Origin of the sequence: Burkholderia sp. BCC1999, from assembly GCF_905339975.1 — a bacterium.
Lineage (GTDB): Bacteria > Pseudomonadota > Gammaproteobacteria > Burkholderiales > Burkholderiaceae > Burkholderia.
In genome coordinates, this window is record NZ_CAJPHP010000016.1 from 144,764 (window position 1) to 169,659 (window position 24,896).

24 protein-coding genes are annotated in these 24,896 nt (G+C 68.7%); 13 read left to right on the forward strand and 11 right to left on the reverse strand.

Annotation, left to right across the window (positions count from 1 at the left end):
- Positions 1-77: 77 nt before the first annotated feature.
- A complete protein-coding gene (gene moaC / locus U5809_RS23395; protein ID WP_322088296.1) occupies positions 78-566 on the reverse strand; it encodes a cyclic pyranopterin monophosphate synthase MoaC in 489 nt (162 codons plus the stop codon).
- 268 nt (positions 567-834) lie between these two features.
- Between moaC and U5809_RS23400 the strand changes: the two genes are divergently transcribed.
- Positions 835-2,529, forward strand: coding sequence for a M48 family metalloprotease (locus tag U5809_RS23400; protein WP_282505893.1), 1,695 nt, complete (start codon positions 835-837; stop codon positions 2,527-2,529).
- Between the two features lie 21 nt (positions 2,530-2,550).
- Here the strand turns inward: U5809_RS23400 and U5809_RS23405 are convergent, their stop codons facing one another.
- The 6 genes from U5809_RS23405 to U5809_RS23430 form a co-directional block, all read right to left on the reverse strand.
- The gene (locus tag U5809_RS23405; RefSeq protein WP_322088297.1) at positions 2,551-3,135 is read right to left on the reverse strand and encodes a DUF2946 family protein; all 585 of its coding nucleotides are present in this window, start codon (positions 3,133-3,135) and stop codon (positions 2,551-2,553) included.
- Positions 3,128-4,165, reverse strand: coding sequence for a hydrolase (locus U5809_RS23410; RefSeq protein ID WP_322088298.1), 1,038 nt, complete (start codon positions 4,163-4,165; stop codon positions 3,128-3,130). The genes U5809_RS23405 and U5809_RS23410 overlap by 8 nt, the downstream gene beginning before the upstream one ends.
- Before the next feature lie 33 nt (positions 4,166-4,198).
- Positions 4,199-4,645, reverse strand: a complete 447-nt coding sequence (locus tag U5809_RS23415; RefSeq protein ID WP_034178922.1) for a nuclear transport factor 2 family protein — start codon at positions 4,643-4,645, stop codon at positions 4,199-4,201.
- Between the two features lie 115 nt (positions 4,646-4,760).
- Positions 4,761-5,798, reverse strand: a complete 1,038-nt coding sequence (gene waaF / locus U5809_RS23420) for a lipopolysaccharide heptosyltransferase II (protein ID WP_047898928.1) — start codon at positions 5,796-5,798, stop codon at positions 4,761-4,763.
- Between the two features lie 140 nt (positions 5,799-5,938).
- The gene (locus tag U5809_RS23425) at positions 5,939-6,133 is read right to left on the reverse strand and encodes a zinc-finger domain-containing protein (protein WP_006749970.1); all 195 of its coding nucleotides are present in this window, start codon (positions 6,131-6,133) and stop codon (positions 5,939-5,941) included.
- A gap of 50 nt (positions 6,134-6,183) precedes the next feature.
- Positions 6,184-7,107, reverse strand: a complete 924-nt coding sequence (locus U5809_RS23430) for a branched-chain amino acid transaminase (RefSeq protein WP_176050238.1) — start codon at positions 7,105-7,107, stop codon at positions 6,184-6,186.
- 194 nt (positions 7,108-7,301) lie between these two features.
- Here U5809_RS23430 and U5809_RS23435 point away from each other — a divergent pair, with 194 nt between their 5' ends.
- From U5809_RS23435 to U5809_RS23445, 3 genes are all read left to right on the forward strand, one after another.
- The gene (locus tag U5809_RS23435) at positions 7,302-8,057 is read left to right on the forward strand and encodes an AzlC family ABC transporter permease (RefSeq protein ID WP_322088299.1); all 756 of its coding nucleotides are present in this window, start codon (positions 7,302-7,304) and stop codon (positions 8,055-8,057) included.
- Entirely contained in the window at positions 8,054-8,377 is a 324-nt protein-coding gene (locus tag U5809_RS23440; protein WP_282505889.1) for an AzlD domain-containing protein, read from the forward strand. Before U5809_RS23435 ends, U5809_RS23440 begins: the two co-directional genes overlap by 4 nt.
- A 277-nt stretch (positions 8,378-8,654) precedes the next feature.
- Positions 8,655-9,851: a phosphoglycerate kinase gene (locus tag U5809_RS23445; RefSeq protein ID WP_322088300.1), complete on the forward strand. Its 1,197-nt coding sequence runs from the start codon at positions 8,655-8,657 to the stop codon at positions 9,849-9,851.
- 157 nt (positions 9,852-10,008) lie between these two features.
- Here the strand turns inward: U5809_RS23445 and U5809_RS23450 are convergent, their stop codons facing one another.
- Positions 10,009-10,137: a hypothetical protein gene (locus tag U5809_RS23450; RefSeq protein ID WP_256093618.1), complete on the reverse strand. Its 129-nt coding sequence runs from the start codon at positions 10,135-10,137 to the stop codon at positions 10,009-10,011.
- Here U5809_RS23450 and pyk point away from each other — a divergent pair.
- The 6 genes from pyk (at position 10,136) to U5809_RS23480 (ending at position 16,979) form a co-directional block, all read left to right on the forward strand.
- Entirely contained in the window at positions 10,136-11,572 is a 1,437-nt protein-coding gene (gene pyk, locus U5809_RS23455) for a pyruvate kinase (protein ID WP_034189082.1), read from the forward strand. The genes U5809_RS23450 and pyk overlap by 2 nt on opposite strands.
- A gap of 316 nt (positions 11,573-11,888) precedes the next feature.
- Positions 11,889-12,953 (forward strand): class II fructose-bisphosphate aldolase, encoded by a 1,065-nt coding sequence (gene fba / locus U5809_RS23460; RefSeq protein WP_176050235.1) that lies wholly within the window; start codon positions 11,889-11,891, stop codon positions 12,951-12,953.
- Between the two features lie 224 nt (positions 12,954-13,177).
- The gene (locus U5809_RS23465) at positions 13,178-14,068 is read left to right on the forward strand and encodes a phosphoribosylaminoimidazolesuccinocarboxamide synthase (RefSeq protein WP_175032501.1); all 891 of its coding nucleotides are present in this window, start codon (positions 13,178-13,180) and stop codon (positions 14,066-14,068) included.
- Between the two features lie 65 nt (positions 14,069-14,133).
- Positions 14,134-14,655: a 5-(carboxyamino)imidazole ribonucleotide mutase gene (gene purE / locus U5809_RS23470; RefSeq protein WP_050014544.1), complete on the forward strand. Its 522-nt coding sequence runs from the start codon at positions 14,134-14,136 to the stop codon at positions 14,653-14,655.
- 87 nt (positions 14,656-14,742) lie between these two features.
- Entirely contained in the window at positions 14,743-15,939 is a 1,197-nt protein-coding gene (locus tag U5809_RS23475) for a 5-(carboxyamino)imidazole ribonucleotide synthase (protein ID WP_322088301.1), read from the forward strand.
- An 11-nt stretch (positions 15,940-15,950) separates the two neighbouring features.
- Positions 15,951-16,979 carry an L-threonylcarbamoyladenylate synthase gene (locus tag U5809_RS23480; RefSeq protein WP_322088302.1) on the forward strand — a complete coding sequence of 343 codons (1,029 nt, stop codon included), beginning with the start codon at positions 15,951-15,953 and terminating at the stop codon, positions 16,977-16,979.
- Between the two features lie 81 nt (positions 16,980-17,060).
- On the opposite strand, the gene U5809_RS23485 is transcribed toward U5809_RS23480, so the two are convergent.
- From U5809_RS23485 to dacB, 3 genes are all read right to left on the reverse strand, one after another.
- A complete protein-coding gene (locus tag U5809_RS23485; protein ID WP_322088303.1) occupies positions 17,061-18,200 on the reverse strand; it encodes an SGNH/GDSL hydrolase family protein in 1,140 nt (379 codons plus the stop codon).
- Between the two features lie 95 nt (positions 18,201-18,295).
- A complete protein-coding gene (locus U5809_RS23490) occupies positions 18,296-19,210 on the reverse strand; it encodes a sterol desaturase family protein (protein ID WP_176050231.1) in 915 nt (304 codons plus the stop codon).
- Between the two features lie 336 nt (positions 19,211-19,546).
- Complete coding sequence (gene dacB, locus U5809_RS23495; protein WP_322088304.1) at positions 19,547-21,079, reverse strand: D-alanyl-D-alanine carboxypeptidase/D-alanyl-D-alanine-endopeptidase; 1,533 nt, start codon at positions 21,077-21,079, stop codon at positions 19,547-19,549.
- 186 nt (positions 21,080-21,265) lie between these two features.
- Between dacB and U5809_RS23500 the strand changes: the two genes are divergently transcribed.
- The 3 genes from U5809_RS23500 (at position 21,266) to U5809_RS23510 (ending at position 24,858) form a co-directional block, all read left to right on the forward strand.
- Positions 21,266-21,928 carry a response regulator gene (locus U5809_RS23500; RefSeq protein WP_124453804.1) on the forward strand — a complete coding sequence of 221 codons (663 nt, stop codon included), beginning with the start codon at positions 21,266-21,268 and terminating at the stop codon, positions 21,926-21,928.
- A 3-nt stretch (positions 21,929-21,931) separates the two neighbouring features.
- Positions 21,932-23,278 carry an ATP-binding protein gene (locus U5809_RS23505; protein WP_322088305.1) on the forward strand — a complete coding sequence of 449 codons (1,347 nt, stop codon included), beginning with the start codon at positions 21,932-21,934 and terminating at the stop codon, positions 23,276-23,278.
- A gap of 95 nt (positions 23,279-23,373) precedes the next feature.
- On the forward strand, positions 23,374-24,858 hold the full coding sequence (locus tag U5809_RS23510) for a DegQ family serine endoprotease (protein ID WP_282505879.1): 1,485 nt from the start codon (positions 23,374-23,376) through the stop codon (positions 24,856-24,858).
- Positions 24,859-24,896: the final 38 nt, after the last annotated feature.

Below are 24,896 nucleotides of genomic sequence, written 5' to 3' on the forward strand. Positions count from 1 at the left end.
TCTTGATCGTTCGAACGGAGAATCGCTACGGCCGACGATTCTCCGCGAATGGTGCGTGAGTGCGTTGCGACGGGCGCTCAGCCCGCGACGTCTTCCGCCTTCCAGTCCCCCGACTTCCCGCCGCGCTTCTCGCGCACGCTCACGTCGGTGATCACCATCCCGCGATCGACGGCCTTGCACATGTCGTAGACCGTCAGCAGCCCGACCTGCACGGCGGTCAGCGCTTCCATCTCGACGCCGGTCCGGCCGAACGTTTCAACCTGCACGACGCAGTGGACGCCCGGCAGTGCGTCGTCGAGTTCGAATTCGACGGCCACGCGCGTCAGCGCGAGCGGGTGGCACAGCGGGATGAGGTCGGCCGTGCGCTTGGCGCCCTGGATCGCCGCGATGCGCGCGACGCCGAGCACGTCCCCCTTCTTGGCCTTGCCGTCGCGGATCAGCGCGAACGTGGCCGGCAGCATCCGGATCGTGCCGCGCGCGATCGCGATGCGCTGGGTTTCCTGCTTGCCGCCGACATCGACCATGTGCGCATGGCCGGCGGCATCGAAATGGGTAAGTCCTGACATGTCATCCTCTAGTGGAACGGAGTGCGCGTGCGTCCCTCGATCCTGCTTCGCGATCGGCCGGGCCGCCGAATCCTGTACCGGCGCCCCGAACCGATTCAACGTCTCAACGGGCGCTTATCATAGCAGCGGCGTTCGCGTTGCCGAGGGCGCAGATGACGCACGCGCGGCACGGGACAGTCGCCGCGGCGCCGGTACAATGACCCGAATATTCAGACCAAACGCCGCGATGCGCGCTGCTCGCGCGGGACGGCGTCGTTTTCATCCTGCCATGCGTGTCAAACAGTTGCTTGCCGTGTCGCTGTCGGCGGCGCTCGCGCTGCCGCCGGGTGGCCATGCGCAGAGCGCATCCCCACCTCCGCTCGAGCCGGCGACCGGCGGCTCCCCGGCGATTTCCACCGTGCCGTCCGGCATCGCAACCGGCGTGTTCGGCACGTACGGCGGCGCGGAGAGCCGGTTCTCGGGCGCCGGCGGCGCGTCGGCGCCGGTCGCGAGCCTGCGCGCGCCGCTTCGTGCGCTCGAACTGCCCGACCTCGGCGACGGTTCCGGCGGTTCGCTGACGCCGCAGGCCGAGCGCCGGCTCGGCGAGCGCGTGATGCGCGAAGTGCGGCGTGATCCCGACTATCTCGACGACTGGCTCGCGCGCGACTACCTGAACGCGATGGCGGCGCGGCTCGCGGCCGCGGCCGCCGCGCGCTTCATCGGCGGCTATACGCCGGATTTCGACCTGTTCCCGGTGCGCGATCCGCAGATCAACGCGTTCTCGATGCCGGGCGGTTTCATCGGGATCAACAGCGGGCTCGTCGTCACGACGCAGACGGAGTCGGAGCTCGCGTCGGTGGTCGGCCACGAGATGGGGCACGTGCTGCAGCGGCACATTGCGCGGATGATCGGTGCAAACGAGAAGACCGGCTACACCGCGCTCGCGGCGATGCTGCTCGGCGTGCTGGCCGGCGTGCTCGCGCGCAGCGGCGATCTCGGCAGCGCGATCGCGGTGGGCGGGCAGGCGTACGCGGTCGACAACCAGCTGCGCTTCTCGCGTTCGGCCGAGCGCGAGGCCGATCGCGTCGGCTTCCAGCTGCTGGCGGGGGCCGGCTACGACCCCTACGGGATGCCGGGCTTCTTCGAGCGGCTCGACCGCGCGTCGATGGGCGACGCGGGCGTGCCGGCGTATGCGCGCACGCACCCGCTGACCGGCGAGCGGATCGCGGACATGGAGGATCGCGCGCGCCGCGCGCCGTACCGGCAGCCGCGCCAGTCGGCCGAATACGGGTTCGTGCGCGCGCGGCTGCGCGTCCTGCAGAACCGTGCGCCGACCGACATCTCGGCCGAGGCGCGCCGGATGCAGCTCGAGATCGACGACCGCACGGCGCCGAACGTCGCGGCGAACTGGTACGGCATCGCGCTCGCGAACCTCTTGCTCGGCGAATACGACGTGGCCGGCAAGGCACTCGCATCGGCGCGCGCGGCGTTCGATGCGCGCGAGCGGCGCGAAAACGATCCGGACGCGAGTTCGCCGAGCCTCGATGTGCTGGCCGCCGAGATCGCGCGCCGCGCGGGCCGGACCGACGACGCGGTGCGGCTCGCGGCGCTCGCGCAGCGGCGCTGGCCGGCGTCGCACGCGGCGATCGTCGCGCATCTGCAGGCGCTGATCGCCGCGCGCCGTTTTGCCGACGCGCAGACGCTGGCGCGTGCCCAGGCGAAGGCCGATCCCGATCAGCCGGACTGGTGGGACTATCTCGCGAAGGCGAGTGACGGGAAGGGCGATGTGCTTGCGCGGCGCCGTGCGCTCGCGGAGAAACTCGCGATCGACGGCGCGTGGCCGTCGGCAATCCGGCAGTTGAAGGAAGCGCGCGACGCGAAGGACGTGTCGTTCTACGAGCAGTCGATCATCGGCGCGCGGCTGCTGGAATTCGAGGCGCGCTACAAGGAAGAGCGCGAGGACGAGAAGAACGGCCGCGGATAGCGGCCGTCACGCGGCTGCGCGTCAGTTGCCGCCGCCGGCCGGATGGCTGGCGAGGCGCGCCGGGCTCGCGACATAGCCGAACCGGGCGGGCACGTCCGCGCAGACGATGCTGCCGAGCGGCAGCGGGCGGCCGTCGCGCCAGCGCAGCGCGGGCGGCTCGGCATCGAAATCCGCATGATCGGCGAACAGCCCGAGGTCGTGATCGTGCAGCGCCGCGATGCGCTGCGTGCGGCCATCATGAAACAGCACACCGCCCGCATCGTCGAGCCACGCTTCGTCCGGTTCGAACGCTGCGCCCGTCTGGTCGGTGAGCGCGAGCTGCCCGTCGCGCTCCGCGAGCCGGACGACCCACGGCGTATAGGCGAGCTCGACGTACACGCGCTGCGGCCCGTTCTGGAAGAACCACTGGCCCTGCGCATCGCATTCGTAGTTGCGGCCGATGAATGCGTTCAGCGCCGCATGCCGGATCGGCGAGCCGAGTTCGCCGGCCGCCTGCGCCGCGTCGTCGCGCAGCCGCCATTCGCCGCGCCGGTCGAGCAGCAGCCAGCCGGTGCAGTGCGGCACGTTCGGCCATTTTGCGAGCGCCTGCCTGACGATGTCATCCATGGTCGACGAATTTCGAGCAATAGCCGAACACCCGCGCCGACAACCAGTCGAGGCGGCCGGGGAACGGCCCGGTCATGAATCCCGCGTGCCCACCGGCCGCGGGCTGGTCGAGCTCGACGGCCGGCGACACGTCGGCCGGGCCCGGCAGCGCAGATTCGGGCAGGAACGGGTCGTTGCGGGCGTTGAGGATCAGCGTCGGCACGTCGATCGCGGGCAGCAGCGGGCGCGTCGTCGCCTTGGTCCAGTAGTCGTCGGCGTCCGCGAAGCCGTGCAGCGGCGCGGTCACGACTTCGTCGAAGTCGCGCATCGTCACGGCCTGCAGCATCGCTTCGCGGTCGAACAGCCCCGGGTACTGGTCGAGCTTCGCGAGCGCCTTGCGCTTGAGCGTCTTCAGGAAGCTGCGCGTGTAGACCATCGCGAACCCCTGCGACAGCGCGCGGCCGCCCGCGTGCACGTCGATCGGCGTCGAGATCGCGGCGGCCGCCCGCAGGATCGACGTGTCGCTGCGATGCTCGCCGAGCCAGCGCAGCAGCACGTTGCCGCCGAGCGATACGCCGGCCGCGACGAGCGGCCCGCGATGCCGCGCGGCGAGGCGGCGCAGGATCCAGTCGACTTCGGCGCTGTCGGCGAGATGGTAGAAGCGCGGCTGGCGGTTGATTTCGCCGCTGCAGCTGCGAAAGTGCGGTACGACGGCGTGCCAGCCCTTCGCGCGCGCGGCGGCCATCATCTCGAGCGCGTAGTGCGAGCCGGAGCTGCCTTCGAGGCCGTGGAACAGCACGAACAGCGGCGCATCGGGCGGCGGCGCCGCGCTGTCGAGATGCGCGACCCAGTCGAGATCGATGAAGTCGTGGTCGGGGGTTTCCCATCGCTCTCGTCGGTAAGCGACGGCCGGACGCCGTGCGAACAGCGCGGGCACGATGGTCTGGGCATGGCTGTTCGGCAGCCAGCGCGGTGCGCGATAGCGCAATGAATCGTCGTCGGGGGCCGGGGCCCCGGTCAGCGGCGAGGTGGGCGGAGAAGCCGTACTCATGATCGCCCCGCTAATGCGTTGCTTCGTTCTTCGTCAGTGCAGCGGACCCTGCCCGTGACGGATCTTCGCGGCGAATTGTCCGGCCGCCTGTTCGGGAATCGGGCTCGCGTGAATATGCGCGATGCGCCACTCGCCGCGCTCGTGAATCATCACGTACGTGGCGAAAACCATGTCGGGTTCGGCCGTCAGGTCGGCCTGCTGATGCGCTTCGGCGATCGTATAGACGACCGTGCCGAGGCTGTCGTACACGCGGATGTCGAGCGGCTCGATCGTCACGGGGCGCGTGGCGAGCCGGTTCGCGAGCCCGCTGCGGATCTGGTCGAGGCCGTGCAGATGCTCGCCGTCCGCCCATACGCAGCTGGCGAAATCCTCGTCGATCCACAACGCCAGCAGCGCGTCGAGATTGGCATCGGCGACGGCCTGGTAGTAGGCGTTCAGCGTATCGGCAGCGGCTTCGAAAAGGCGGGCAAAACGTGGCATCGGGGTTATCTCTCGCGCGCGTCGCGCGCCGTATTCAGCACGGCGGCCCGGATGGAGCCGCCGTACGCCGGTGAATCGGATTGCCCGGCGCGCCGTGCGACGCTGCCGGTCAGGGTCAGCGCTGCCCGACGAGCATGCCGCGCAAATCGCCGAATACCTGCTCGGGACCGAGTTCGCGCAGGCACTTCAGGTGGCCGAGCGGGCACTCGCGTTCGAAGCAGGGACTGCATTCGAGATGCAGCCATTGTACCTTCGCCAGGTCCGACAGCGGAGGGGTGTGGCGCGGATCGGTCGATCCGTACAGCGCGACGAGCGGCCGGCGCAGCGCGGCCGCGACGTGCATCAGCCCGGAATCGTTGGTGACGACCGCGTTCGCGCGCGCGATCAGCGCGCATGCCTCGGACAGCGACGTCTGCCCGCACAGGTTGCGCACGTTCGGCGCGTGGTCGGCGATCGCCTGTGCGGCTGCCGCGTCCTTCTGCGAGCCGAGTGCGACGATCTGCGTATACGGGAACGACTGGTGAACGATCGTCGCGAGCGTCGCGAAGTGCTCGGGCGGCCAGCGCTTGGCCGGGCCGTATTCGGCGCCCGGGCAGAACACGACGAGCGGCTTGCGCGTATCGAGATTGAAACGCGCGGACACGCGCGCCGTCTCGTTCAGGTCCGCGTCGAGGCGCGGCGCGGGCAGCGTCTTCATCGACTCGGGCAGCTTCGCGCCCGGCGCGTAGGCGAGCGCCGCGTAGTGGGTCGTCATCGGCGGCCGCTCGCCCGACTTGGTCGGGTTCGCGTGCCGCACGTTCAGCAGCCCGTAGCGGTGCTCGCCCGTGTAGCCGATCCGCAGCGGGATGTTCGCGAGCCACGGGATCACCGCGGACTTCAGCGAATTCGGCAGCACGTACGCCGCGTCGTAGCCGACGTCGCGCAGGTCGCTCGCGAGCTGCCAGCGGCGCAGCAGCTGCAGCTTGCCATGCGCGAGATCGGTCGCGTAGACATCGTGGATCTCGGGCATCCGCTCGAGCACGGGCGCGACCCACGAGGGTGCGACGGCATCGATCGCGATGCGGGGATGGAGCTTTTTCAGCAGCGCAAAAAGTGGCTGCGCCATCAATGCGTCACCGATCCAGTTCGGTGCGATAACCAGCGCTCGACGCATCAGGTCGACTTCCGATGTCGTAATGAATCACGGCGCACGGGCGCCGCGTTCGGGTTGCCAGAATGGAGAACGGCGGCGCGCCGGATTTCCGGCTGCGCCGCCTTGCGAGTCGGCGGGCCCGCGGGCCCGGCCGCCCGGGCTCAGTGGCCCTTGACGACCTCGCCGTCGCGCAGCTTGTAGCGCGTGCCGCAGTAGGGGCAGCGTGCCTCGCCGTGCGACACGTCGATGAAGACGCGCGGATGGGCGCTCCAGCGCGCCATGGCCGGGTTCGGGCAGTAGGCGGGAAGATCCTTGGCCGTCAGCTCGACCAGCGGCATTTCCTTGATTTCACTCATGAGACTTTCTCTTATCACTCTTTTGTGGGGCGGTCGGTGGCGCGGCGCGCTCAGACCTTCGTCAGCCAGTGCGCGTACTTCGCGTTCTTGCCCGACACGATATCGAAAAACGCCGACTGGAGCTTTTCCGTGACGGGGCCGCGCGCGCCGCTGCCGATCGTGCGGTTGTCGAGCTCGCGGATCGGCGTGACTTCAGCGGCCGTGCCGGTGAAGAACGCCTCGTCGGCCGTGTAGACCTCGTCGCGCGTGATGCGCTTCTCGATCACTTCGATGCCGGCGTCCTTCGCGAGCGTGATGATCGTGTCGCGCGTGATGCCGTCGAGGCACGACGACAGGTCGGGCGTGTACAGCTTGCCGTTGTTCACGAGGAAGAAGTTCTCGCCCGAGCCTTCCGACACGTAGCCGTCGACGTCGAGCAGCAGCGCTTCGTCGTAGCCGTCGGCCGTCGCTTCCTGGTTCGCCAGGATCGAGTTCACATACCAGCCCGACGCCTTCGCGCGCACCATCGACACGTTCACGTGGTGGCGCGTGAACGACGACGTCTTCACGCGGATGCCCTTCGCGAGGCCGTCCTCGCCGAGGTACGCGCCCCACGGCCAGGCAGCGATCGCGACGTGGATCGTGTTGCCCTTCGCCGACACGCCGAGCTTTTCCGAGCCGACCCAGATGATCGGGCGCAGATAGCCCGACTCGAGCTTGTTCTCGCGCACGACTTCGAGCTGCGCGGCTTCGAGCGTCTCGCGATCGAACGGCACGTCCATCTGGAAGATCTTCGCCGAATTCAGCAGACGTTTCGTGTGCTCGGGCAGGCGGAAGATCGAGGTGCTGCCGTCGGCCGCCTTGTACGCGCGCACGCCCTCGAAGACGCCCATGCCGTAGTGCAGCGTGTGGGTCAGGACGTGGATCTTGGCGTCGCGCCAGTCGATCAGCTTGCCGTCCATCCAGATCTTGCCGTCGCGGTCGGCCATTGACATAGATTTCTCCTGGGATGCGGTTGTATGCAGCGTTGAGCCGGAAAGACGCTTATTTTAGCGTCATTTGGTGGCGACCCGGTCGGTCGGCGCGGGGCCGGCGCTATAATCGTCCGGTACCGATTCCAATAACGATGGGACGTACCGGCAGGAGGCGCCGGCGCCCCGACGAACCGCCCGCTGCGGCCCGCATTCCCATGCTCGCTCGATTGTCCGCCACCGACCGCTTCGCGCTGATCCAGGGCGCGCGTGACTATTCCCCGACATTGATGGCGATCCTCTCCTGGGGGCTCGTCACCGGCATCGCGATGAGCAAGTCGGTCATGACGCTCGGGCAGGCGAGCGCGATGTCGATCTTCGTCTACGCGGGCTCGTCGCAGCTCGCGGTGCTGCCGCTCCTCGCGGCGAAGCTGCCGATCTGGACCGTGCTGCTCACGGCCGCGATGGTCAACATGCGCTTCGTGATCTTCAGCGCAGGGCTTGCGCCCCATTTTTCCTACCTGCCGCTGTGGCGGCGTCTCGCGATCGGCTATTTCAACGGCGACGTGATCTACCTGCTGTTCCAGAAACAGGGCTTTGCCTACGGTCACGTGCCGGGCAAGGAAGCGTATTTCTGGGGGATGGCGCTCGCGAGCTGGGTGTCGTGGCAGGTATCGTCGCTCGCCGGCATCCTGCTCGCGAGCTTCTTCCCCGCGAGCTGGGGGCTGGAGCTGGCCGGCACGCTCGCGCTGATCCCGATCATGGTGTCGGCGGTCGCGAACCGCTCGACGCTCGCGGCCGTCGCGGTCGCCGGCATCGTGTCGCTGATCGCCTTCGACCTGCCGTACCGGCTCGCGCTGCCGCTCGCGGTGCTCGCCGCGCTCGCGGCCGGCTGCACGGCCGACTTCTTCGTCGAGCGGGCCGACTGGCGGCGCATCCGCACCGAAACCGTGCACGAAAAGGAGATCGAATGAGCGCGACGGAGATCTGGATCGTCATCATCGGGATGACGGTCGTCACGGCCGTCACGCGCGCGCTGTTCCTGATCGGCGGCGAGCGCACCGTGCTGCCCGAACGCGCGCAGCGCGCGCTGCGCTACGCGCCGGCCGCCGCGCTGGTCGCCGTCGTGCTGCCCGACGTGCTCGAAACGCCGGCCGGGTTGTCGTTCGCGCTGTCCAACCATCCGTTCTACGCGGCGCTCGCCGGTCTCGGCTGGTTCCTGTGGCGGCGCAGCATGCTCGGCACGATCGTCGTCGGGATGCTCGTATTCACCGCACTGCGCCTGATCTTCTGATGGGCTGCTGCTCCCGCCAGCCGGGCGCGGCGCCCGCGCACCTGCATTGCTGCGTTGCGGCAATGTGTCCGTTGCCGCACGCGATCCCAAATAGGCGGAATTCGCCGCCCGCGGGTCAGTCTGCCGGGTGGATCGGCTAGAATGCCCGTTCGAGATTTTTTACCCGTGCGCGTCATGCGAACCGCCAGCCACGGCCGCATCCGGCGCCCTTTCGCGGCAGCCCGCGCACGTCCCGCGTGAACCCCCTTTCCCCATCCACTACTTCAATTTGTCCAACATGAGCCAAGTCAAGCGTCTTACCGACCTGATCGCCGCCGGCCAGCTCGCCGGCAAGCGGGTGTTCATCCGCGCCGACCTGAACGTCCCGCAGGACGACCAGGGCAACATCACCGAAGACACGCGCGTGCGCGCGTCCGTGCCGGCCATCCAGGCCGCGCTCGACGCCGGCGCGGCCGTGATGGTCACGTCGCACCTCGGTCGCCCGACCGAAGGCGAATTCAAGCCGGAAGACTCGCTCGCGCCGGTCGCGAAGCGTCTCGCCGAGCTGCTCGGCCGTGACGTGCCGCTGGTGTCGAACTGGGTCGAGAACGGCGTGAACGTCGCACCGGGCCAGGTCGTGTTGCTCGAGAACTGCCGTGTCAACAAGGGCGAGAAGAAGAATTCGGACGAGCTCGCCCAGAAGATGGCGAAGCTCTGCGACGTGTACGTGAACGATGCGTTCGGCACCGCACACCGCGCGGAAGCGACCACCCACGGGATCGCGAAGTACGCGCCGGTCGCGTGCGCGGGCCCGCTGCTGGCCGCCGAACTCGACGCGCTCGGCAAGGCGCTCGGCAACCCGGCGCGCCCGCTGGTGGCGATCGTCGCCGGCTCGAAGGTGTCGACCAAGCTGACCATCCTGAAGTCGCTGGCCGGCAAGGTCGACCAGCTGATCGTCGGCGGCGGCATCGCCAACACGTTCATGCTCGCGGCCGGCCTGTCGATCGGCAAGTCGCTCGCGGAAGCCGACCTCGTCAACGAGGCGAAGGCGATCATCGACGAAGCGCGCGAGCGCGGCGCGTCGGTGCCGATCCCGACCGACGTGGTCACCGCGAAGGAATTCTCGCCGACGGCCGTGGCCACGGTGAAGCAGGTCGCCGACATCGAAGCGGACGACATGATCCTCGACATCGGCCCCGATACGGCCAAGGCGCTCGCGAGCCAGCTCGAAAAGGCCGGCACGATCGTGTGGAACGGCCCGGTCGGCGTGTTCGAGTTCGACCAGTTCGGCAACGGCACCAAGACGCTCGCCGACGCGATCTCCAAATCGTCCGCGTTCTCGATCGCGGGCGGCGGCGATACGCTCGCGGCCATCGCGAAGTACGGCATCCACGACCAGGTCAGCTACATCTCGACGGGCGGCGGCGCCTTCCTCGAGTTCCTCGAGGGGAAGAAGCTGCCGGCGGTGGAAGTGCTCGAAACGCGGGCGGCCTGAGCGTGGCGGCGCGCGCAGGGGTGACGAAGGCCGTGCGCTCCGCGAAAGCGGAGCAGCCGGCCGGCGCGGGCAAGCGCAAACGCGCGCCCGCGCGGGCGAACTCCGCCCCGCGCGCACCGGCGGCTGCCGGCGACGCGGCCGACCAGCACCACGAGATTCAGAACAAAGCGATGCCGGGCGCAAGCACCGGCACGCCCCCCGGAGCGGCCGCCGCTGGGCCTGCCGCTTCCGGCTCTCGCAGCGTTTCACCCAGCGCATCCACCTTGATCCAGATGAGGAGTTTCATGCAGCGCGCCACCAAGATAGTCGCCACGATCGGCCCGGCTTCCAGTTCGCCGGAGATTCTGCTGCAGATGATGCAGGCGGGCCTCGACGTCGTGCGGCTCAATTTTTCGCACGGCACGGCCGACGATCACCGCCAGCGCGCCGAGATGGTGCGCGAGGCCGCCCGCAAGGTTGGCCGCGAGATCGCGATCATGGCCGACCTCCAGGGCCCGAAGATCCGCGTCGGCAAGTTCGAGAACGGCAAGACCACGCTCGTGCCGGGGCAGCCGTTCATCCTTGACGCCGCCTGCGAGCTCGGCAACGACGAACGCGTCGGCCTCGACTACAAGGAACTGCCGCGCGACCTGCGCCCGGGCGACCTGCTGCTGCTGAACGACGGCCTGATCGTGCTGACCGTCGAGCGCGTGCTCGGCGACGAGATCCACACGATCGTCAAGGTGGGCGGCGAGCTGTCGAACAACAAGGGGATCAACCGCCAGGGCGGCGGCCTGTCGGCGCCGGCGCTGACCGCGAAGGACATGGAAGACATCCGCACCGCGATGTCGCTCGGCGCGGACCTCGTCGCGGTGTCGTTCCCGAAGAACGCGACCGACATGGAAATGGCGCGTCAGCTCGCGAACATCGCGGGCGCGCCGTACGGCATCAAGCCGAAGATGATCGCGAAGATCGAGCGCGCGGAAGCGATCCCGGCGCTGCAGAGCATCCTCGACGCGTCCGACGGCATCATGGTCGCGCGCGGCGACCTCGCGGTGGAAGTGGGCAACGCGGCCGTGCCGGCGCTGCAGAAGCGGATGATCCGGATGGCGCGCGAGTCGAACAAGCTCGTGATCACCGCGACGCAGATGATGGAGTCGATGATCCACGCCCCCGTGCCGACCCGCGCGGAAGTGTCGGACGTCGCGAACGCGGTGCTCGACGGCACCGACGCGGTGATGCTGTCGGCCGAGACGGCCGCCGGCAAGTACCCGGTCGTCACGATCGAGACGATGGCGGCCGTGTGCGTGGAAGCGGAAAAGTCGGAACACGTCGAGCTCGACAAGGATTTCCTCGACCGCACGTTCACGCGGATCGACCAGTCGATCGCGATGGGCGCGCTGTTCACCGCGTACCATCTCGGCGCGAAGGCGATCATCGCGCTGACCGAATCGGGCGCGACCGCGCTGTGGATGTCGCGTCACTACACGCACGTGCCGATCTTCGCGCTGACGCCGCGCGTCGGCAGCGAGCGCACGATGGCGCTGTACCGCAACGTGACGCCGCTGCACGTGGACTTCAACAGCGACCGCGATTCGGCGCTGCAGGCCGCGCTCGAGATCGTCGTCAAGCAGGGCTACGTGCAGCACGGCGACATGGTCGTGCTGACGGTCGGCGAGCCGATGGGGCAGGCGGGCGGCACCAACACGCTGAAAATCGTGCGGGTCGGCGAGCACTATTGAGCGCCGACTGAGCATCGGGCCGGCCTGGGCGCCGGCAGCCCGGATCGGCTGAAAAACTGATCCGGCACCGTTTTTCACGCGAAAGCCGCGTGGGGTCCGAAGCCCCGCGCGGCTTTTTTTCTCTTTTTTGCCCGCATTGTGCCGTGCGAACGTAACAAATTGCGAGTCGGCGCCACCGGGCGGTCGGAATCGGAGGCGCTTCGCGATAAAATGCGGCTATTCGACGCTCAGCCGCGCCGCGCCACCCCGGTTTGAACGGGAGCGAGCGCCGCGTCGGCGTCAGGGCGCACCGGTTTTCATTCCAAGGAGTTCCACAATGCCTCTCGTATCAATGCGTCAATTGCTGGACCACGCGGCAGAGCACGGTTACGGCCTGCCGGCCTTCAACGTGAACAACCTGGAGCAGGTCCAGGCGATCATGGCGGCGGCGGACCAGGTCGGCGCGCCCGTGATCATGCAGGCATCGGCTGGCGCACGTAAGTACGCGGGCGAGCCGTTCCTGCGCCACCTGATCGAAGCAGCAGTCGAGTCGTACCCGCACATCCCGGTCGTGATGCACCAGGATCACGGCCAGTCGCCGGCAGTCTGCATGGGCGCGATCCGCAGCGGCTTCACCAGCGTGATGATGGACGGTTCGCTCGAAGCCGACGGCAAGACGGTCGCGTCGTACGAGTACAACGTCGACGTGTCGCGCAAGGTCGTCGAGATGGCGCACTCGATCGGCGTGACGGTCGAAGCCGAACTCGGTGTGCTCGGTTCGCTCGAGACGATGAAGGGCGACAAGGAAGACGGCCACGGCGCGGAAGGCACGATGACTCGCGAGCAGCTGCTGACCGATCCGGAGCAGGCCGCCGACTTCGTGAAGCTCACGCAGTGCGATGCGCTCGCGATCGCGATCGGCACGTCGCACGGCGCGTACAAGTTCTCGAAGAAGCCGACGGGCGACATCCTGTCGATCGAGCGCATCAAGGAAATCCACGCGCGCATTCCGAACACCCACCTCGTGATGCACGGTTCGTCGTCGGTGCCGCAGGAACTGCTGGCCGAGATCCGCGAATTCGGCGGCGACATGAAGGAAACCTACGGCGTGCCGGTCGAGGAAATCCAGGAAGGCATCAAGCACGGCGTGCGCAAGATCAACATCGACACCGACCTGCGTCTCGCGATCACCGGTGCGATCCGCCGCTACCTGTTCGAGAACCCGGGCAAGTTCGATCCGCGCGACTACCTGAAGCCCGCGCGCGAAGCGGCGAAGCAGGTTTGCGTCGACCGTTACCTCGCGTTCGGCTGCGAAGGCCAGGCCGGCAAGATCAAGCCGGTGTCGCTCGACAAGATCGCCGAACAGTACAAGTCCGGCGCGCTCGCGCAGGTCGTGCGCTGAGACTGTAGTACGATTGCCCCGCCGCAAGGCCGGGGCTGGCTGCCCGGTTGCCGGATCTGATCCGGCCCCGGCAGCCGTTCCGTCCGGCCGAACGAGGGCCGGCCGGCAACCGCCCGGGCACTGTCGCCCGGCCGGTTCGCCGACGTATTGCAAGACCGCCGTTCCCGCCTGCCGCGGGGAACGGCGTTTCCCTTTTTGTTTGGCTCCTTATCTGCGAAAAGACGATGTCTACCCTTTACGAATCCACGCTCCGCTCGCTGCCGCTCCTCGGTCGCGGCAAGGTCCGCGATAACTACGCGGTCGGCAACGACAAGCTCCTGATCGTCACGACCGACCGTCTGTCGGCATTCGACGTGGTGATGGGCGAGCCGATTCCGAACAAGGGCCGCGTGCTGAACCAGATGGCCAATTTCTGGTTCGACAAGCTCGCGCACATCGTGCCGAACCACCTGACGGGCGACGCGCCGGAAGCGGTCGTCGCGGCCGACGAGGTCGAGCAGGTGAAGGGCCGCGGCGTGGTCGTCAAGCGCCTCGAGCCGATCATGATCGAAGCGGTCGTGCGCGGCTACCTGGCCGGCAGCGGCTGGAAGGAATACCAGGCATCGGGCGCCGTGTGCGGCGTGCAGCTGCCAGAAGGCCTGCAAAACGCGCAGAAGCTGCCCGAGCCGATCTTCACGCCGGCCGCGAAGGCCGAGATGGGCGAGCACGACGAGAACATCACGTTCGAGGAAACCGAGCGCCGCATCGGCACCGAGCTGGCTGCAACGATCCGCGACATCTCGATCAAGCTGTACAAGGAAGCGGCCGACTACGCGGCGACGCGCGGCATCATCATCGCCGACACGAAGTTCGAATTCGGTCTCGACAACCACGGCAAGCTGTACCTGATGGACGAAGCGCTGACGGCCGATTCGTCGCGCTTCTGGCCGGCCGACCAGTATGAAGTCGGCACGAACCCGCCGTCGTTCGACAAGCAGTTCGTGCGCGACTGGCTCGAGGCGCAGCCGTGGGGCAAGACGGCGCCGGCGCCGGCGCTGCCGGCCGACGTCGTCGAGAAGACGGCCGCGAAGTACCAGGAAGCGCTCGAACGCATCACGGGCCAGTCGCTCGCCTGAGCGAGCTTTGCATGGGACCGGAGTAAGTGCTAAAGCACTAACTCCGGTCGACAGGAACAGACGAAATGAGTGAAGTTCAGACTGCCCACACGCACAGCGCGCCGCTCATCGGTGTGCTGATGGGCTCGAGTTCCGACTGGGACGTGATGAAGCACGCGGTCGCGATCCTGCAGGAATTCGGCGTACCGTACGAAGCGAAGGTCGTGTCCGCGCACCGGATGCCCGACGAGATGTTCGACTATGCGGAGAAGGCGCGCGAGCGCGGGCTGCGCGCGATCATCGCGGGCGCCGGCGGCGCCGCACACCTGCCTGGCATGCTGGCCGCGAAAACCACGGTGCCGGTGCTCGGCGTGCCGGTCGCGAGCAAGTACCTGAAGGGTGTCGATTCGCTGCACTCGATCGTGCAGATGCCGAAGGGCGTGCCCGTCGCGACGTTCGCGATCGGCGAGGCCGGCGCCGCGAATGCCGCGCTGTTCGCGGTGTCGATCCTGTCCGGCAACTCGGTCGACTATGCGAACCGGCTCGCCGCGTTCCGCGTGCGCCAGAACGAAGCCGCGCACGCGATGGTGCTCCCGCCGCTGGAATGACGGCGCACCGGCGGCCGCACTGCCAATCCGGCGGCTGCCTGACCTCCCCACTGCGGCGGGCAGCGCCCGCCGCGACCGACCACTGACATGACCGCAACTCCTGATTCCGTTTCCCCGATCCTGCCCGGCGCGTGGCTGGGCATGGTCGGCGGTGGCCAGCTCGGCCGCATGTTCTGCTTTGCCGCCCAGTCGATGGGCTATCGCGTCGCCGTGCTCGATCCCGATCCGACGAGCCCCGCCGGCGCGGTCGCCGACCGCCACCTGCGCGCGGCATACGACGACGAAGCCGCGCTCGCCGAACTGGCCGAGCTGTGCGACGCGGTGTCGACGGAGTTCGAGAACGTGCCGGCCGCGAGCCTCGATTTCCTCGCGCGCACGACGTTCGTCGCGCCGGCCGGCCGCTGCGTCGCGGTTGCGCAGGACCGGATCGCGGAGAAGCGCTTCATCGAGGCGTCGGGCGTGCCCGTCGCGCCGCACGTCGTGATCGAATCGTCGGCGGCGCTCGCCGCACTCGACGATGCCGCGCTCGACGCGGTGCTGCCGGGCATCCTGAAGACGGCGCGGCTCGGCTACGACGGCAAGGGCCAGGTGCGTGTGAGCACCGCGCAGGAAGCGCGCGACGCGCATGCGGCGCTGAACGGTGTGCCGTGTGTGCTCGAGAAGCGCCTGCCGCTGAAATACGAAGTGTCGGCGCTGATCGCGCGCGGCGCGGACGGCCGCTCGGCCGCATTCCCGCTCGCGCAGAACGCGCACCACAACGGCATCCTCGCGCTGACGGTCGTACCGGCGCCGGCCGCCGATGCCGCGCGCGTCGCGGAGGCGCAGCAGGCAGCCGTGCGGATCGCCGATACGCTCGGCTACGTCGGCGTGCTGTGCGTCGAATTCTTCGTGCTGGAAGACGGCTCGTTCGTCGCGAACGAAATGGCGCCGCGCCCGCACAACTCCGGCCACTACACGGTCGATGCGTGCGCAACGAGCCAGTTCGAACAGCAGGTGCGCGCGATGACGCGCATGCCGCTCGGCAACCCGCGCCAGCATTCGCCGGCCGCGATGCTGAACATCCTCGGCGACGTGTGGTTCCCGAACGGTGCCGTGGCTGAAGCCGTCACGCCGCCGTGGGACACGGTCGCCGCGATGCCGACTGCACACCTGCACCTGTACGGCAAGGAAGACGCGCGGGTCGGCCGCAAGATGGGCCACGTGAACTTCACGGCCGAGACGCGCGACGAAGCCGTTGCCGCCGCCACCGCGTGCGCGCAGCTGCTGCGCGTGCCGCTCGACTGAGGCGTCAGCCGATGTCCATCGATCTCCCGAAATCCGTGACGCACGCCCAGATCGACGCGGCCGCCGCGTTGCTCGACGCGGGGCAACTCGTCGCGTTCCCGACCGAGACCGTCTACGGGCTCGGCGGCGACGCGGCGAATCCCGAGGCCGTCGCGCGCATCTACGCGGCGAAAGGGCGGCCCGCGAACCATCCGGTGATCGTGCATCTGCCGCCGGGCGGCGATCCCGGCTACTGGGCCGACGACCTGCCGGCCGACGCGCAGGCGCTGATCGACGCATTCTGGCCGGGCCCGCTGACGCTGATCCTGAAGCGCCATGCGCGCATTCCGGACGCCGTGAGCGGCGGGCAGGATTCAGTCGGGCTGCGCTGCCCGTCGCATCCGGTCGCGCAAGCGCTGCTGGCCGCGTTCAGTGCGCGGCGCGGCGGCCACGGCGGTGTCGCGGCGCCGTCCGCGAACCGGTTCGGCCACGTGAGCCCGACGACCGCGCAGCACGTGCGCGAGGAATTCGGCGACACCGTGCACGTGCTCGACGGCGGCGCGTCCGAAGTCGGTATCGAATCGACGATCCTCGACCTGTCGCGCGGTTTCCCGGCGCTGCTGCGCCCGGGCCACGTGACGCCGCAACAGATCGCCGGCGTGCTCGGCCGCGCGCCGCAGCTGCCGGACGGTAGCGACGCAACGGCGCCGCGCGCGTCGGGCACGCTGAAAGCGCATTACGCGCCGCGCACGCCGCTCGCGCTGCTGCCGTTCGACGCGCTCGAGCCGCTGCTCGCGGCTGCGCAAACGGACGGCGAACGTGTCGCGCTCGTCGCACGCGCATCGCGCGCGGGGCGCTGGGCGCAAGCCGACGGCGTGCATTTCGTCGCGGCACCGGAAGATCCGCAGGCCTACGCTCGCGACCTGTACGGGATGCTGCGTGCGCTCGATCGCGCGCAAGTCGCGCGCATCCTCGTCGAGAAGCTGCCCGAGACCGTCGAATGGATCGCGGTCAACGATCGCCTGGGCCGCGCGGCGGCCGCGTTCGAAGCACGCGACTGACAACCATCGCGCTTCACACATGAAAAAACGCCCGACCGGCGAACCGGTCGGGCGTTTTTGTTTGGGCGCGTGGCCGGCTGCTTACTTGCCGACGCCCGACTTCGCGATCTGCTGTTCGGCGAACTGCGCGAACAGCAAGTGCAGGCGCGTCGTCGGGTGGACCGTGTCGGCGAACATGTAGGTCTGGTCCGCGTTCGCGACCGTGTAGGTCTGCGGCGAGCAGAACAGCGACGAGCCGAAGGCGGTCGCGTTCGCGACGCCGTATTGCGTGGCGGCCTGGACCATCGCCTTCAGGTTACAGGCGGTGTCGGTGTTCGATACGCTGAAGCCGTTCGCCTGGTAGTTGGCCGCGATGCCGTCCTGCCACGTGAACGTGTCGAGCAGCGCGACCTTCGTCGTGTCGACCTTCAGCGCGGCCAGCGTGCCGGCGAGCGTCTGGTTGAACAGCCCCGACAGTTGCGTGAACGCGGCCTGCGTGCCGCCCTGCAGCGCGAGCGGTGTGCCGCCGATGTCCGGCACGTTCGACACGTACACGTGCGTCGCGCCGGCCGCGACGATCTGCTGGACGATGCCGCCGAGCTGCTGCGCGGCCAGGCCGATCGCCTGCGCGGCCGCGAGCTGCGCGGCCGGCGTGTTGCCTTGCGCCTGCGCGACCTGCGCCTGATAGAAGATGTCGTTCGCGCCGCCGTTGACCAGCACGATCTGGCCGGCGTTGAAGCTGCCGTGCTGCGACAGGTACTGCTTGACCTGGTCGGCGATCGGCGTCGTGGTTGCCTGCGCGTAGTCGGCGTTCGGCACGCTCGCATCCGCGTGGCCGATGCCCGGCTGCAGCGTCACGCGCGAGCCGCCCTGTGCGTAGCCGAGGCCGCCGGTGGCTTGCAGCGGAATGCCGAAGCCGCCCTGGTTCGCGGGCTGCAGCGTATCGCCGTAATACTGCGCGACGTTCTGCGTCCACACCTGGCCCGGGTTGGTCGTGAAGCGTCCGCCGCCGAAGCCGAGCTTGATCTGCGAGTAGGTGCCCGCGTCGGACAGGCTGTCGCCGAACGACACGATCTGCATCTTCACGCCCGACGGCGGCGTGTTCGACGCGCTGCTGCTGTTGTTGTCGTCACCGCCGCCGCACGCGGCGAGCAGCGCGAGCGCGGCGCCGGCGATCGCGACTTGCGTGGTGCGCAGCATGCGTAGGCGGGTGCGGGAAGGTGCGTGTTGTTGTGTCTGCATCGTTCGATCTCCTCGTAGATATGGCCTGATGTATTTCTCATCTGCCGCGTGCCTGCTCGGTTCCGGGCTGCGCGGCGGCCGTTGGCTAAAACGGTTTATTGGTCACGCGCAGCCGCCAGCGGCACGGTGCGCGGATCCTGGTTCGCGGCCTCGGCAATCTGCGCATGATAAGCGCTCGCCCATTCGGGCGGGCCGAAAATCGCGCGCAGCTTGTTGCGCCATCCGTCGACGCGCAACGCGTCGGACACCATCGACACCCACTCGTGGAACGTCGCGACGAGCGGGTTGTTCGAGCCGAGCCGCTCGACGATCCCGTACTGCGGCGGATCGTCGGGCGTTTCGTCCACATAGCTGCCGAACAGGCGATCCCAGATCACAAGGACGCCTGCGTAATTGCGGTCGATGTAGCGCGCGTTGCGTGCATGGTGTGCGCGGTGGATCGACGGCGTGTTCAGCACGTATTCGAGCCAGCCTAGCTTGCCGATCGCCTGCGTGTGCACGAAGAACTGGAACGCGAGGTTGATCAGCACGATGCCGACGACCTGTTGCGGCGGAAAGCCGGCGAACGCGAGCGGCAGCCAGAACACCCACATGCCCGCGACGGGGTACATCAGGCTCTGGCGGAACGCGGTCGAGAAATTCATTCGCTCGGACGAGTGGTGCACGACATGCGCGGCCCACAGCCAGCGCACACGATGGCTCGCGCGATGGAACACGTAGTAGAGGAAGTCCTGCGCGACGAACAGCACCGCGAACGACAGCCAGCTGTCGTGCCACGTGAACAGGCGGTAGTGCTGGTAGCAGTACGCGTAGACGGGGATCACGAACAGCCACGCGATCTTGTCGGCGCCCTGGTGCATCAGGGCGAGCGCCGCGTTGCACAGCGTGTCGCGCCACGCGTAGACATGGTCCTGCGCACGTGTGCGGGCGAGGTGCCAGGCCTCCCACGCAATGCAGAGCAGGAAGACGGGCGCCAGCGCGAGCAGAAGCAATTCGACGTCGAATCGCATGGGCGTGTCTCCTTCTTTCCCCTGCAAGCCTTGAGGCCGGGCGTGTGGCCCGTTGTTGATATCGGTCAGGCCAACAGCCTACGCAATCGCCACACGATAGGCGAGGGGGCAGCGTAGAGGGTTCCCTCTGAGGACAGGGTTTCTACGGAAGCCGCACGGCGCGGGGCCGGGCGGTGCGGCCCTGTTTTCCAGGCGCGGTTGGCGCGCGGCGCGTTGCGCGCCGGCGGCGGGGGCGTTTCAAACCGGGCGGCGGGAAATTCAGTGTGCGGAGCCGCGGAAAACGGCACGGGCCGCCCGTGGGGGCGACCCGATGCGTGGTGCGTGGTGCGCGGCGCGTCAGTGCGCGCCCGCGTAGATCCACTCGAGCAGCGTGTCGTGCGCGGCGCGCGCGGCTTCAGCGTGATCGTTGTTGATGAAGCTGACGACGATGTAGCTCTGGCCGTCGGCGCCGCCGACATAGCCCGCGATCGCGCGCACGTCGCGCAGCGTGCCGGTCTTGATGTGCGCGTTGCCGAGCACGCCGGCGTTGGTGAGGCGGTTCTTCATCGTGCCGTCGATGCCGGCGATCGGCAGCGAATCGATGAAGGTCTGCGCGACGGGGCTCGCATTCGCGGCCTGCAGCAGCGCGGCGAGCGACAGCGCGCTCACGTGCTCTTCGCGCGACAGGCCCGAGCCGTTCTCGAGCACGAGGTCGGGCATCGCGATGCCGCTCTTCTGCAGGAACGCCTGGATCACGCGGCTCGACTGTTCGGGCGTCGCGGGCGGCTTGCCGCTGACCGCACCGATCGTCAGGAACAGGTTGCGCGCCATCACGTTGTTGCTGAACTTGTTGATGTCGTAGACGATGCTGCCGAGCACCGGGCTGTGATGCACGGCGAGCGGACGCGCGGTGGTCGGCACCTTGCCTTCGCTCACGGGCCCCGCGATCGTGCCGCCGTCCTGCTGCCACAGCGCGAGGAAGCCGCGCGCGAAGAAGGTCGTGTGATCGAGGATCGCGAGGTTGGTCGTGTGCGCGCCGCAGCGCAGCGGATAGTCGCCGGCGAACGAGGCCGTCATGATCCCGCTGCCGGCCGACAGCGTCGGGCGCGCGGCCGCGGCCGCCGCGCTGCACGAGCCCGAGCCTTCGACGAGCTGGTTGTCGATCGACAGGTTCGCGAGCGGCGGCAACACGTCGACGGCCACCTTGCCGTCGTCGCCCGGCGTGACCGTGAACGATACGGCCTTGAACGCGTACAGCAGCGGATCGGGGCCGACGTTGTACGGCGCGCTGGCGTCGTCGTCGAACGACGGCAGGTCGCGCGTCGACGTCGCGAAGTAGCTCTTGTCGAGCACGAGGCCGCCGGCCACGCGCTTGACGCCGGCCTTGCGGAGCTTGTCGACGAGGTCGATCAGTTCCTCGGGCACGAGCTTCGGGTCGCCGGTGCCCTTGATGTACAGGTTGCCCTGCAGCGTGCCGTCGGGGTCGACCGTGCCGTCCGTATACGCGGTCGTGCGCCAGCGGTAGTCGGGGCCGAGGATCGACAGGCCCGAGAAGGTCGTGACGAGCTTCATCGTCGATGCCGGCATCATCGGCCGGCTCGCATTCCACGCGATCAGCGGCTCGGGATCGCCGACGCGCTCGACGACGACGCTCATCGCCGAGGCCGGTACTTTCGCGCGCTGCAGCGCGACGAGCACGGACGCCGGCAGGCCGGCCGCCCGCGCGGCGGGCGACACGACGGTGGTCTTGCGCGCTTCCTTGTGGGATTTCTTGCGGGCCTGCGCGGACGGTGCGAACGCGAGGGCCGTGCAGGTGGCGACGACGGCGGCTGCGCGCAGGCACAAGCGGGCGCGGGGGGCGAACCGGACGGAAAGATCGGAAATCGGCATGGGCGAATACGGGAGAAGCAGGGGCTCGGGCAGGGCGCGCGGCGGCGCCAAAGCGCACATTGTAGAGACAAGTCCGCGCAGACCCCTTGCAATCCGCCTTACTGTTGCATTGCAGGGTGCCGCGCGCGCGATTCGCGGCGCTACAATGGTCGGCGTGTTTGACTCGCCCCATGGATGCCTGTCCCGATGCGGATACTGCTTGTCGAAGATGATCGAATGATTGCCGAAGGCGTGCGCAAGGCGCTGCGCTCGGACGGCTTCGCGGTCGACTGGGTGCAGGACGGCGACGCGGCGCTCACGGCGCTCGGCGGCGAGACGTACGACCTGCTGCTGCTCGACCTCGGCCTGCCGAAGCGTGACGGCGTCGACGTGCTGCGCACGCTGCGTGCGCGCGGGCTGTCGCTGCCCGTGCTGATCGTCACCGCGCGCGACGCCATTGCCGATCGCGTGAAGGGGCTCGACGCGGGTGCCGACGACTACCTCGTCAAGCCGTTCGACCTCGATGAACTCGGCGCACGGATGCGCGCGCTGATCCGCCGCCAGGCCGGGCGCAGCGAGTCGCTGATCCGCCACGGCGCGCTGACGCTCGACCCCGCTTCGCACCAGGTGACACTCGACGGCGTGCCCGTCGCGCTGTCCGCGCGCGAGTTCGCGCTGCTCGAGGCGCTGCTCGCGCGGCCGGGCGCGGTGCTGTCGAAGAGCCAGCTCGAGGAGAAGATGTACGGCTGGGGCGAAGAGATCGGCAGCAACACGGTCGAGGTCTACATCCATGCGCTGCGCAAGAAGCTCGGCTCGGATCTGATCCGCAACGTACGCGGGCTCGGCTACATGGTCGTCAAGGAAAGCTGACGCGTGAGGTCGATTCGTCATCAATTGCTGATCTGGCTGCTCGCTATCGTCGTCGCGGGCGTGGGCCTCGCGGGCTGGCTCATCTACCGGCAGGCGCTCGCGGAAGCGAACGAACTGTTCGATTACCAGTTGCAGGAAATCGCCGCGGCGCTGCCGTCGGAGCCGTTCTCGCAGGTGTTCGGCTCGCGCACCAACGGCGACGAAGGCATCGTGATCCAGATCTGGAACCGCAACGGCGTGCTGATGTACTTCTCGCATCCGCGTGCGCCGATCGCGCCGCGCGCGGAACTCGGCTTCTCGACCGAGCGCACCGATCGCGGCGAATGGCGCGTGTACGGCGCGATCGTCGGCGACAACGTCGTGCAGCTCGCGCAACCGCTGTCGGTGCGTAACCGGCTCGCGGCGAACGTCGCGCTGCGCACGCTGTGGCCGCTGATCGTGCTGCTGCCGTTCCTTGGCGCTGCCGTCTGGGTGATCGTCGGTCGCGGCCTCGCGCCGCTCGGCCGCGTGACGCGCGCGGTCGAGGCGCGCCGGCCGGAAGCGCTCGATCCGCTGCCCGACGCGCGCCTGCCGCTCGAGGTGCAGCCGCTCGTGCGCGCGCTGAACGGGTTGCTCGCGCGGCTGTCGGCCGCGCTCGATACGCAGAAGGCGTTCGTCGCCGACGCCGCGCACGAACTGCGCACGCCGCTCGCGGCCGTGCAGATCCAGGCGCAGCTCGTCGCTCGCGCGAAGGACGACGCGTCGCGCCGCGAGGCGGTCGCGGATCTCCAGGACGGCGTGTCGCGCGCGACGCGCCTCACGGAGCAGTTGCTCGCGCTCGCGCGAGCCGAACCGGATGGCGCGACGATGCGCGAACCGGTCGACCTGCAAGCGCTGCTCGCCGAATGCGTGGCCGCGCATGCGCCGCTCGCGCAGCGGCGCGACATCGATCTCGGCTTCGAGGAGACGCGCGCGGCGAGCGTCGTCGCGGACGTCGGCGCGCTGCGCGTGATGTTCGGCAACCTGCTCGACAACGCGGTGAAGTACACGCCGGACGGCGGCCGCATCGACGTGTCGCTGACTCGCGACGCGGCCGGTCGCGCGTGCGTCCAGATCGGCGACAGCGGGCCCGGCATCCCGGCCGACGAGCGCGAGCGCGTGTTCGACCGTTTCTACCGCGACAGCTCCGCTCGGGCGCGTACCGACGTGGCGGGCAGCGGGCTCGGGCTGGCGATCGTCAAGCGCGTGGCGGCGCAGCAGGGCGCGACGGTGTCGCTCGGCGACGCGGCCGCGGGCGGCCTGCTCGTCAGCGTCGTGTTCCGCGACGCCGAGATGCCGGCCGAGGCGCCGCAATCGTCCGAATCAGTGTGAAGCGCCGGCAGCCGCTTAAGCCCCGCTTAAGGCTGATTAAGCCTCCTTTAAGTCAGGGTCGTTACGCTGCGTCCTAACAAAGAGGAGGTCCTACGATGAATACCCGATTCCTTGCGCGCGGCGCCGTCGCGGTCGCCGTGGCGGCCGCCCTGTCAGCCGGCTATTTCGCCGGCACCCGCCGCGCCGATCCGCAGATCATCTCGCCCGCGCAGGCTGCCGCCCTGATGCCGGCCGAAGCGGCCGCGAAGACCGGCATCCCCGATTTCTCCGGGCTCGTCGAGACCTACGGCCCGGCGGTCGTGAACATCAGCGCGAAGCACGTCGTGAAGCAGGTGTCGCGGCGCGTGCAGCAGCCGCAGCTGCCGATCGATCCGAGCGACCCGTTCTACCAGTTCTTCAAGCATTTCTACGGCCAGGTGCCGGGCATGGGCGGCGACGCGCAGCCGGACGACCAGCCGAGCGCGAGCCTCGGTTCCGGGTTCGTCATCAGCTCCGACGGGTACATCCTCACCAATGCGCACGTGATCGACGGCGCGAACGTCGTCACGGTCAAGCTGACCGACAAGCGCGAATACAAGGCGAAGGTCGTCGGCGCCGACAAGCAGTCCGACGTCGCGGTGCTGAAGATCGACGCGAGCGGCCTGCCGACCGTGAAGATCGGCGATCCGGCGCAGAGCAAGGTCGGCCAGTGGGTCGTCGCGATCGGCTCGCCGTACGGCTTCGACAACACGGTCACGTCGGGCATCATCAGCGCGAAATCGCGCGCGCTGCCGGACGAGAACTACACGCCGTTCATCCAGACCGACGTGCCGGTGAACCCCGGCAACTCGGGCGGCCCGCTGTTCAACCTGCAGGGCGAGGTGATCGGCATCAACTCGATGATCTACTCGCAGACGGGCGGCTTCCAGGGCCTGTCGTTCGCGATCCCGATCAACGAGGCGATCAAGGTCAAGGACGAGCTCGTGAAGACGGGCCACGTGAGCCGTGGCCGCCTCGGCGTTGCCGTGCAGGGGCTGAACCAGACGCTCGCGAGTTCGTTCGGGCTGCAGAAGCCGGACGGCGCGCTCGTCAGCTCGGTCGATCCGAACGGTCCGGCCGCGAAGGCCGGCCTGCAGCCGGGCGACGTGATCCTGTCGGTCAACGGTTCGCCGGTCGCCGATTCGACGTCGCTGCCCGCGCAGATCGCGAACCTGAAGCCCGGTTCGAAGGCCGACCTGCAGATCTGGCGCGACAAGGCGAAGAAGTCGCTCAGCGTGACGCTTGGTGCGATGGCCGATGCGAAGCTCGCGTCGAACGACGGCGGGCCGGTCGAGCAGGGGCGCCTGGGTGTCGCGGTGCGTCCGCTGTCGCCGCAGGAGCGCAGCGCCGACAACCTGTCGCACGGGTTGATCGTGCAGCAGGCCGGCGGGCCGGCCGCCAATGCAGGCATCCAGCCCGGCGACGTGATCCTCGCGGTCAACGGCCGCCCGGTGACGAGCCCCGAGCAGCTGCGCGACGCGGTCAAGGGTGCAGGCAACAGTCTTGCTCTTCTGATCCAGCGCGATAATGCGCAGATCTTCGTACCGGTCGACCTGAGCTGACCGGTATGGCCGACGGCCGGCCAGGCCGGCCGCGGCGG

Excerpts from the sequence above, each read along its gene's own strand:
- U5809_RS23430 (WP_176050238.1), bottom strand. The coding sequence starts at position 7,107 with ATGTCAATGGCCGACCGCGACGGCAAGATCTGGATGGACGGCAAGCTG.
- U5809_RS23480 (WP_322088302.1), top strand. The coding sequence starts at position 15,951 with ATGTCCATCGATCTCCCGAAATCCGTGACGCACGCCCAGATCGACGCG.
- U5809_RS23400 (WP_282505893.1), top strand. The coding sequence starts at position 835 with ATGCGTGTCAAACAGTTGCTTGCCGTGTCGCTGTCGGCGGCGCTCGCG.
- U5809_RS23500 (WP_124453804.1), top strand. The coding sequence starts at position 21,266 with ATGCGGATACTGCTTGTCGAAGATGATCGAATGATTGCCGAAGGCGTG.
- pyk (WP_034189082.1), top strand. The coding sequence starts at position 10,136 with ATGCAGCGCGCCACCAAGATAGTCGCCACGATCGGCCCGGCTTCCAGT.
- U5809_RS23465 (WP_175032501.1), top strand. The coding sequence starts at position 13,178 with ATGTCTACCCTTTACGAATCCACGCTCCGCTCGCTGCCGCTCCTCGGT.
- waaF (WP_047898928.1), bottom strand. The coding sequence starts at position 5,798 with ATGCGTCGAGCGCTGGTTATCGCACCGAACTGGATCGGTGACGCATTG.
- dacB (WP_322088304.1), bottom strand. The coding sequence starts at position 21,079 with ATGCCGATTTCCGATCTTTCCGTCCGGTTCGCCCCCCGCGCCCGCTTG.
- U5809_RS23415 (WP_034178922.1), bottom strand. The coding sequence starts at position 4,645 with ATGCCACGTTTTGCCCGCCTTTTCGAAGCCGCTGCCGATACGCTGAAC.
- U5809_RS23425 (WP_006749970.1), bottom strand. The coding sequence starts at position 6,133 with ATGAGTGAAATCAAGGAAATGCCGCTGGTCGAGCTGACGGCCAAGGAT.
- purE (WP_050014544.1), top strand. The coding sequence starts at position 14,134 with ATGAGTGAAGTTCAGACTGCCCACACGCACAGCGCGCCGCTCATCGGT.
- U5809_RS23450 (WP_256093618.1), bottom strand. The coding sequence starts at position 10,137 with ATGAAACTCCTCATCTGGATCAAGGTGGATGCGCTGGGTGAAACGCTG.
- U5809_RS23440 (WP_282505889.1), top strand. The coding sequence starts at position 8,054 with ATGAGCGCGACGGAGATCTGGATCGTCATCATCGGGATGACGGTCGTC.
- U5809_RS23490 (WP_176050231.1), bottom strand. The coding sequence starts at position 19,210 with ATGCGATTCGACGTCGAATTGCTTCTGCTCGCGCTGGCGCCCGTCTTC.
- U5809_RS23405 (WP_322088297.1), bottom strand. The coding sequence starts at position 3,135 with ATGGATGACATCGTCAGGCAGGCGCTCGCAAAATGGCCGAACGTGCCG.
- U5809_RS23410 (WP_322088298.1), bottom strand. The coding sequence starts at position 4,165 with ATGAGTACGGCTTCTCCGCCCACCTCGCCGCTGACCGGGGCCCCGGCC.
- U5809_RS23510 (WP_282505879.1), top strand. The coding sequence starts at position 23,374 with ATGAATACCCGATTCCTTGCGCGCGGCGCCGTCGCGGTCGCCGTGGCG.
- U5809_RS23435 (WP_322088299.1), top strand. The coding sequence starts at position 7,302 with ATGCTCGCTCGATTGTCCGCCACCGACCGCTTCGCGCTGATCCAGGGC.
- moaC (WP_322088296.1), bottom strand. The coding sequence starts at position 566 with ATGTCAGGACTTACCCATTTCGATGCCGCCGGCCATGCGCACATGGTC.
- U5809_RS23445 (WP_322088300.1), top strand. The coding sequence starts at position 8,655 with ATGAGCCAAGTCAAGCGTCTTACCGACCTGATCGCCGCCGGCCAGCTC.
- fba (WP_176050235.1), top strand. The coding sequence starts at position 11,889 with ATGCCTCTCGTATCAATGCGTCAATTGCTGGACCACGCGGCAGAGCAC.
- U5809_RS23475 (WP_322088301.1), top strand. The coding sequence starts at position 14,743 with ATGACCGCAACTCCTGATTCCGTTTCCCCGATCCTGCCCGGCGCGTGG.
- U5809_RS23485 (WP_322088303.1), bottom strand. The coding sequence starts at position 18,200 with ATGCAGACACAACAACACGCACCTTCCCGCACCCGCCTACGCATGCTG.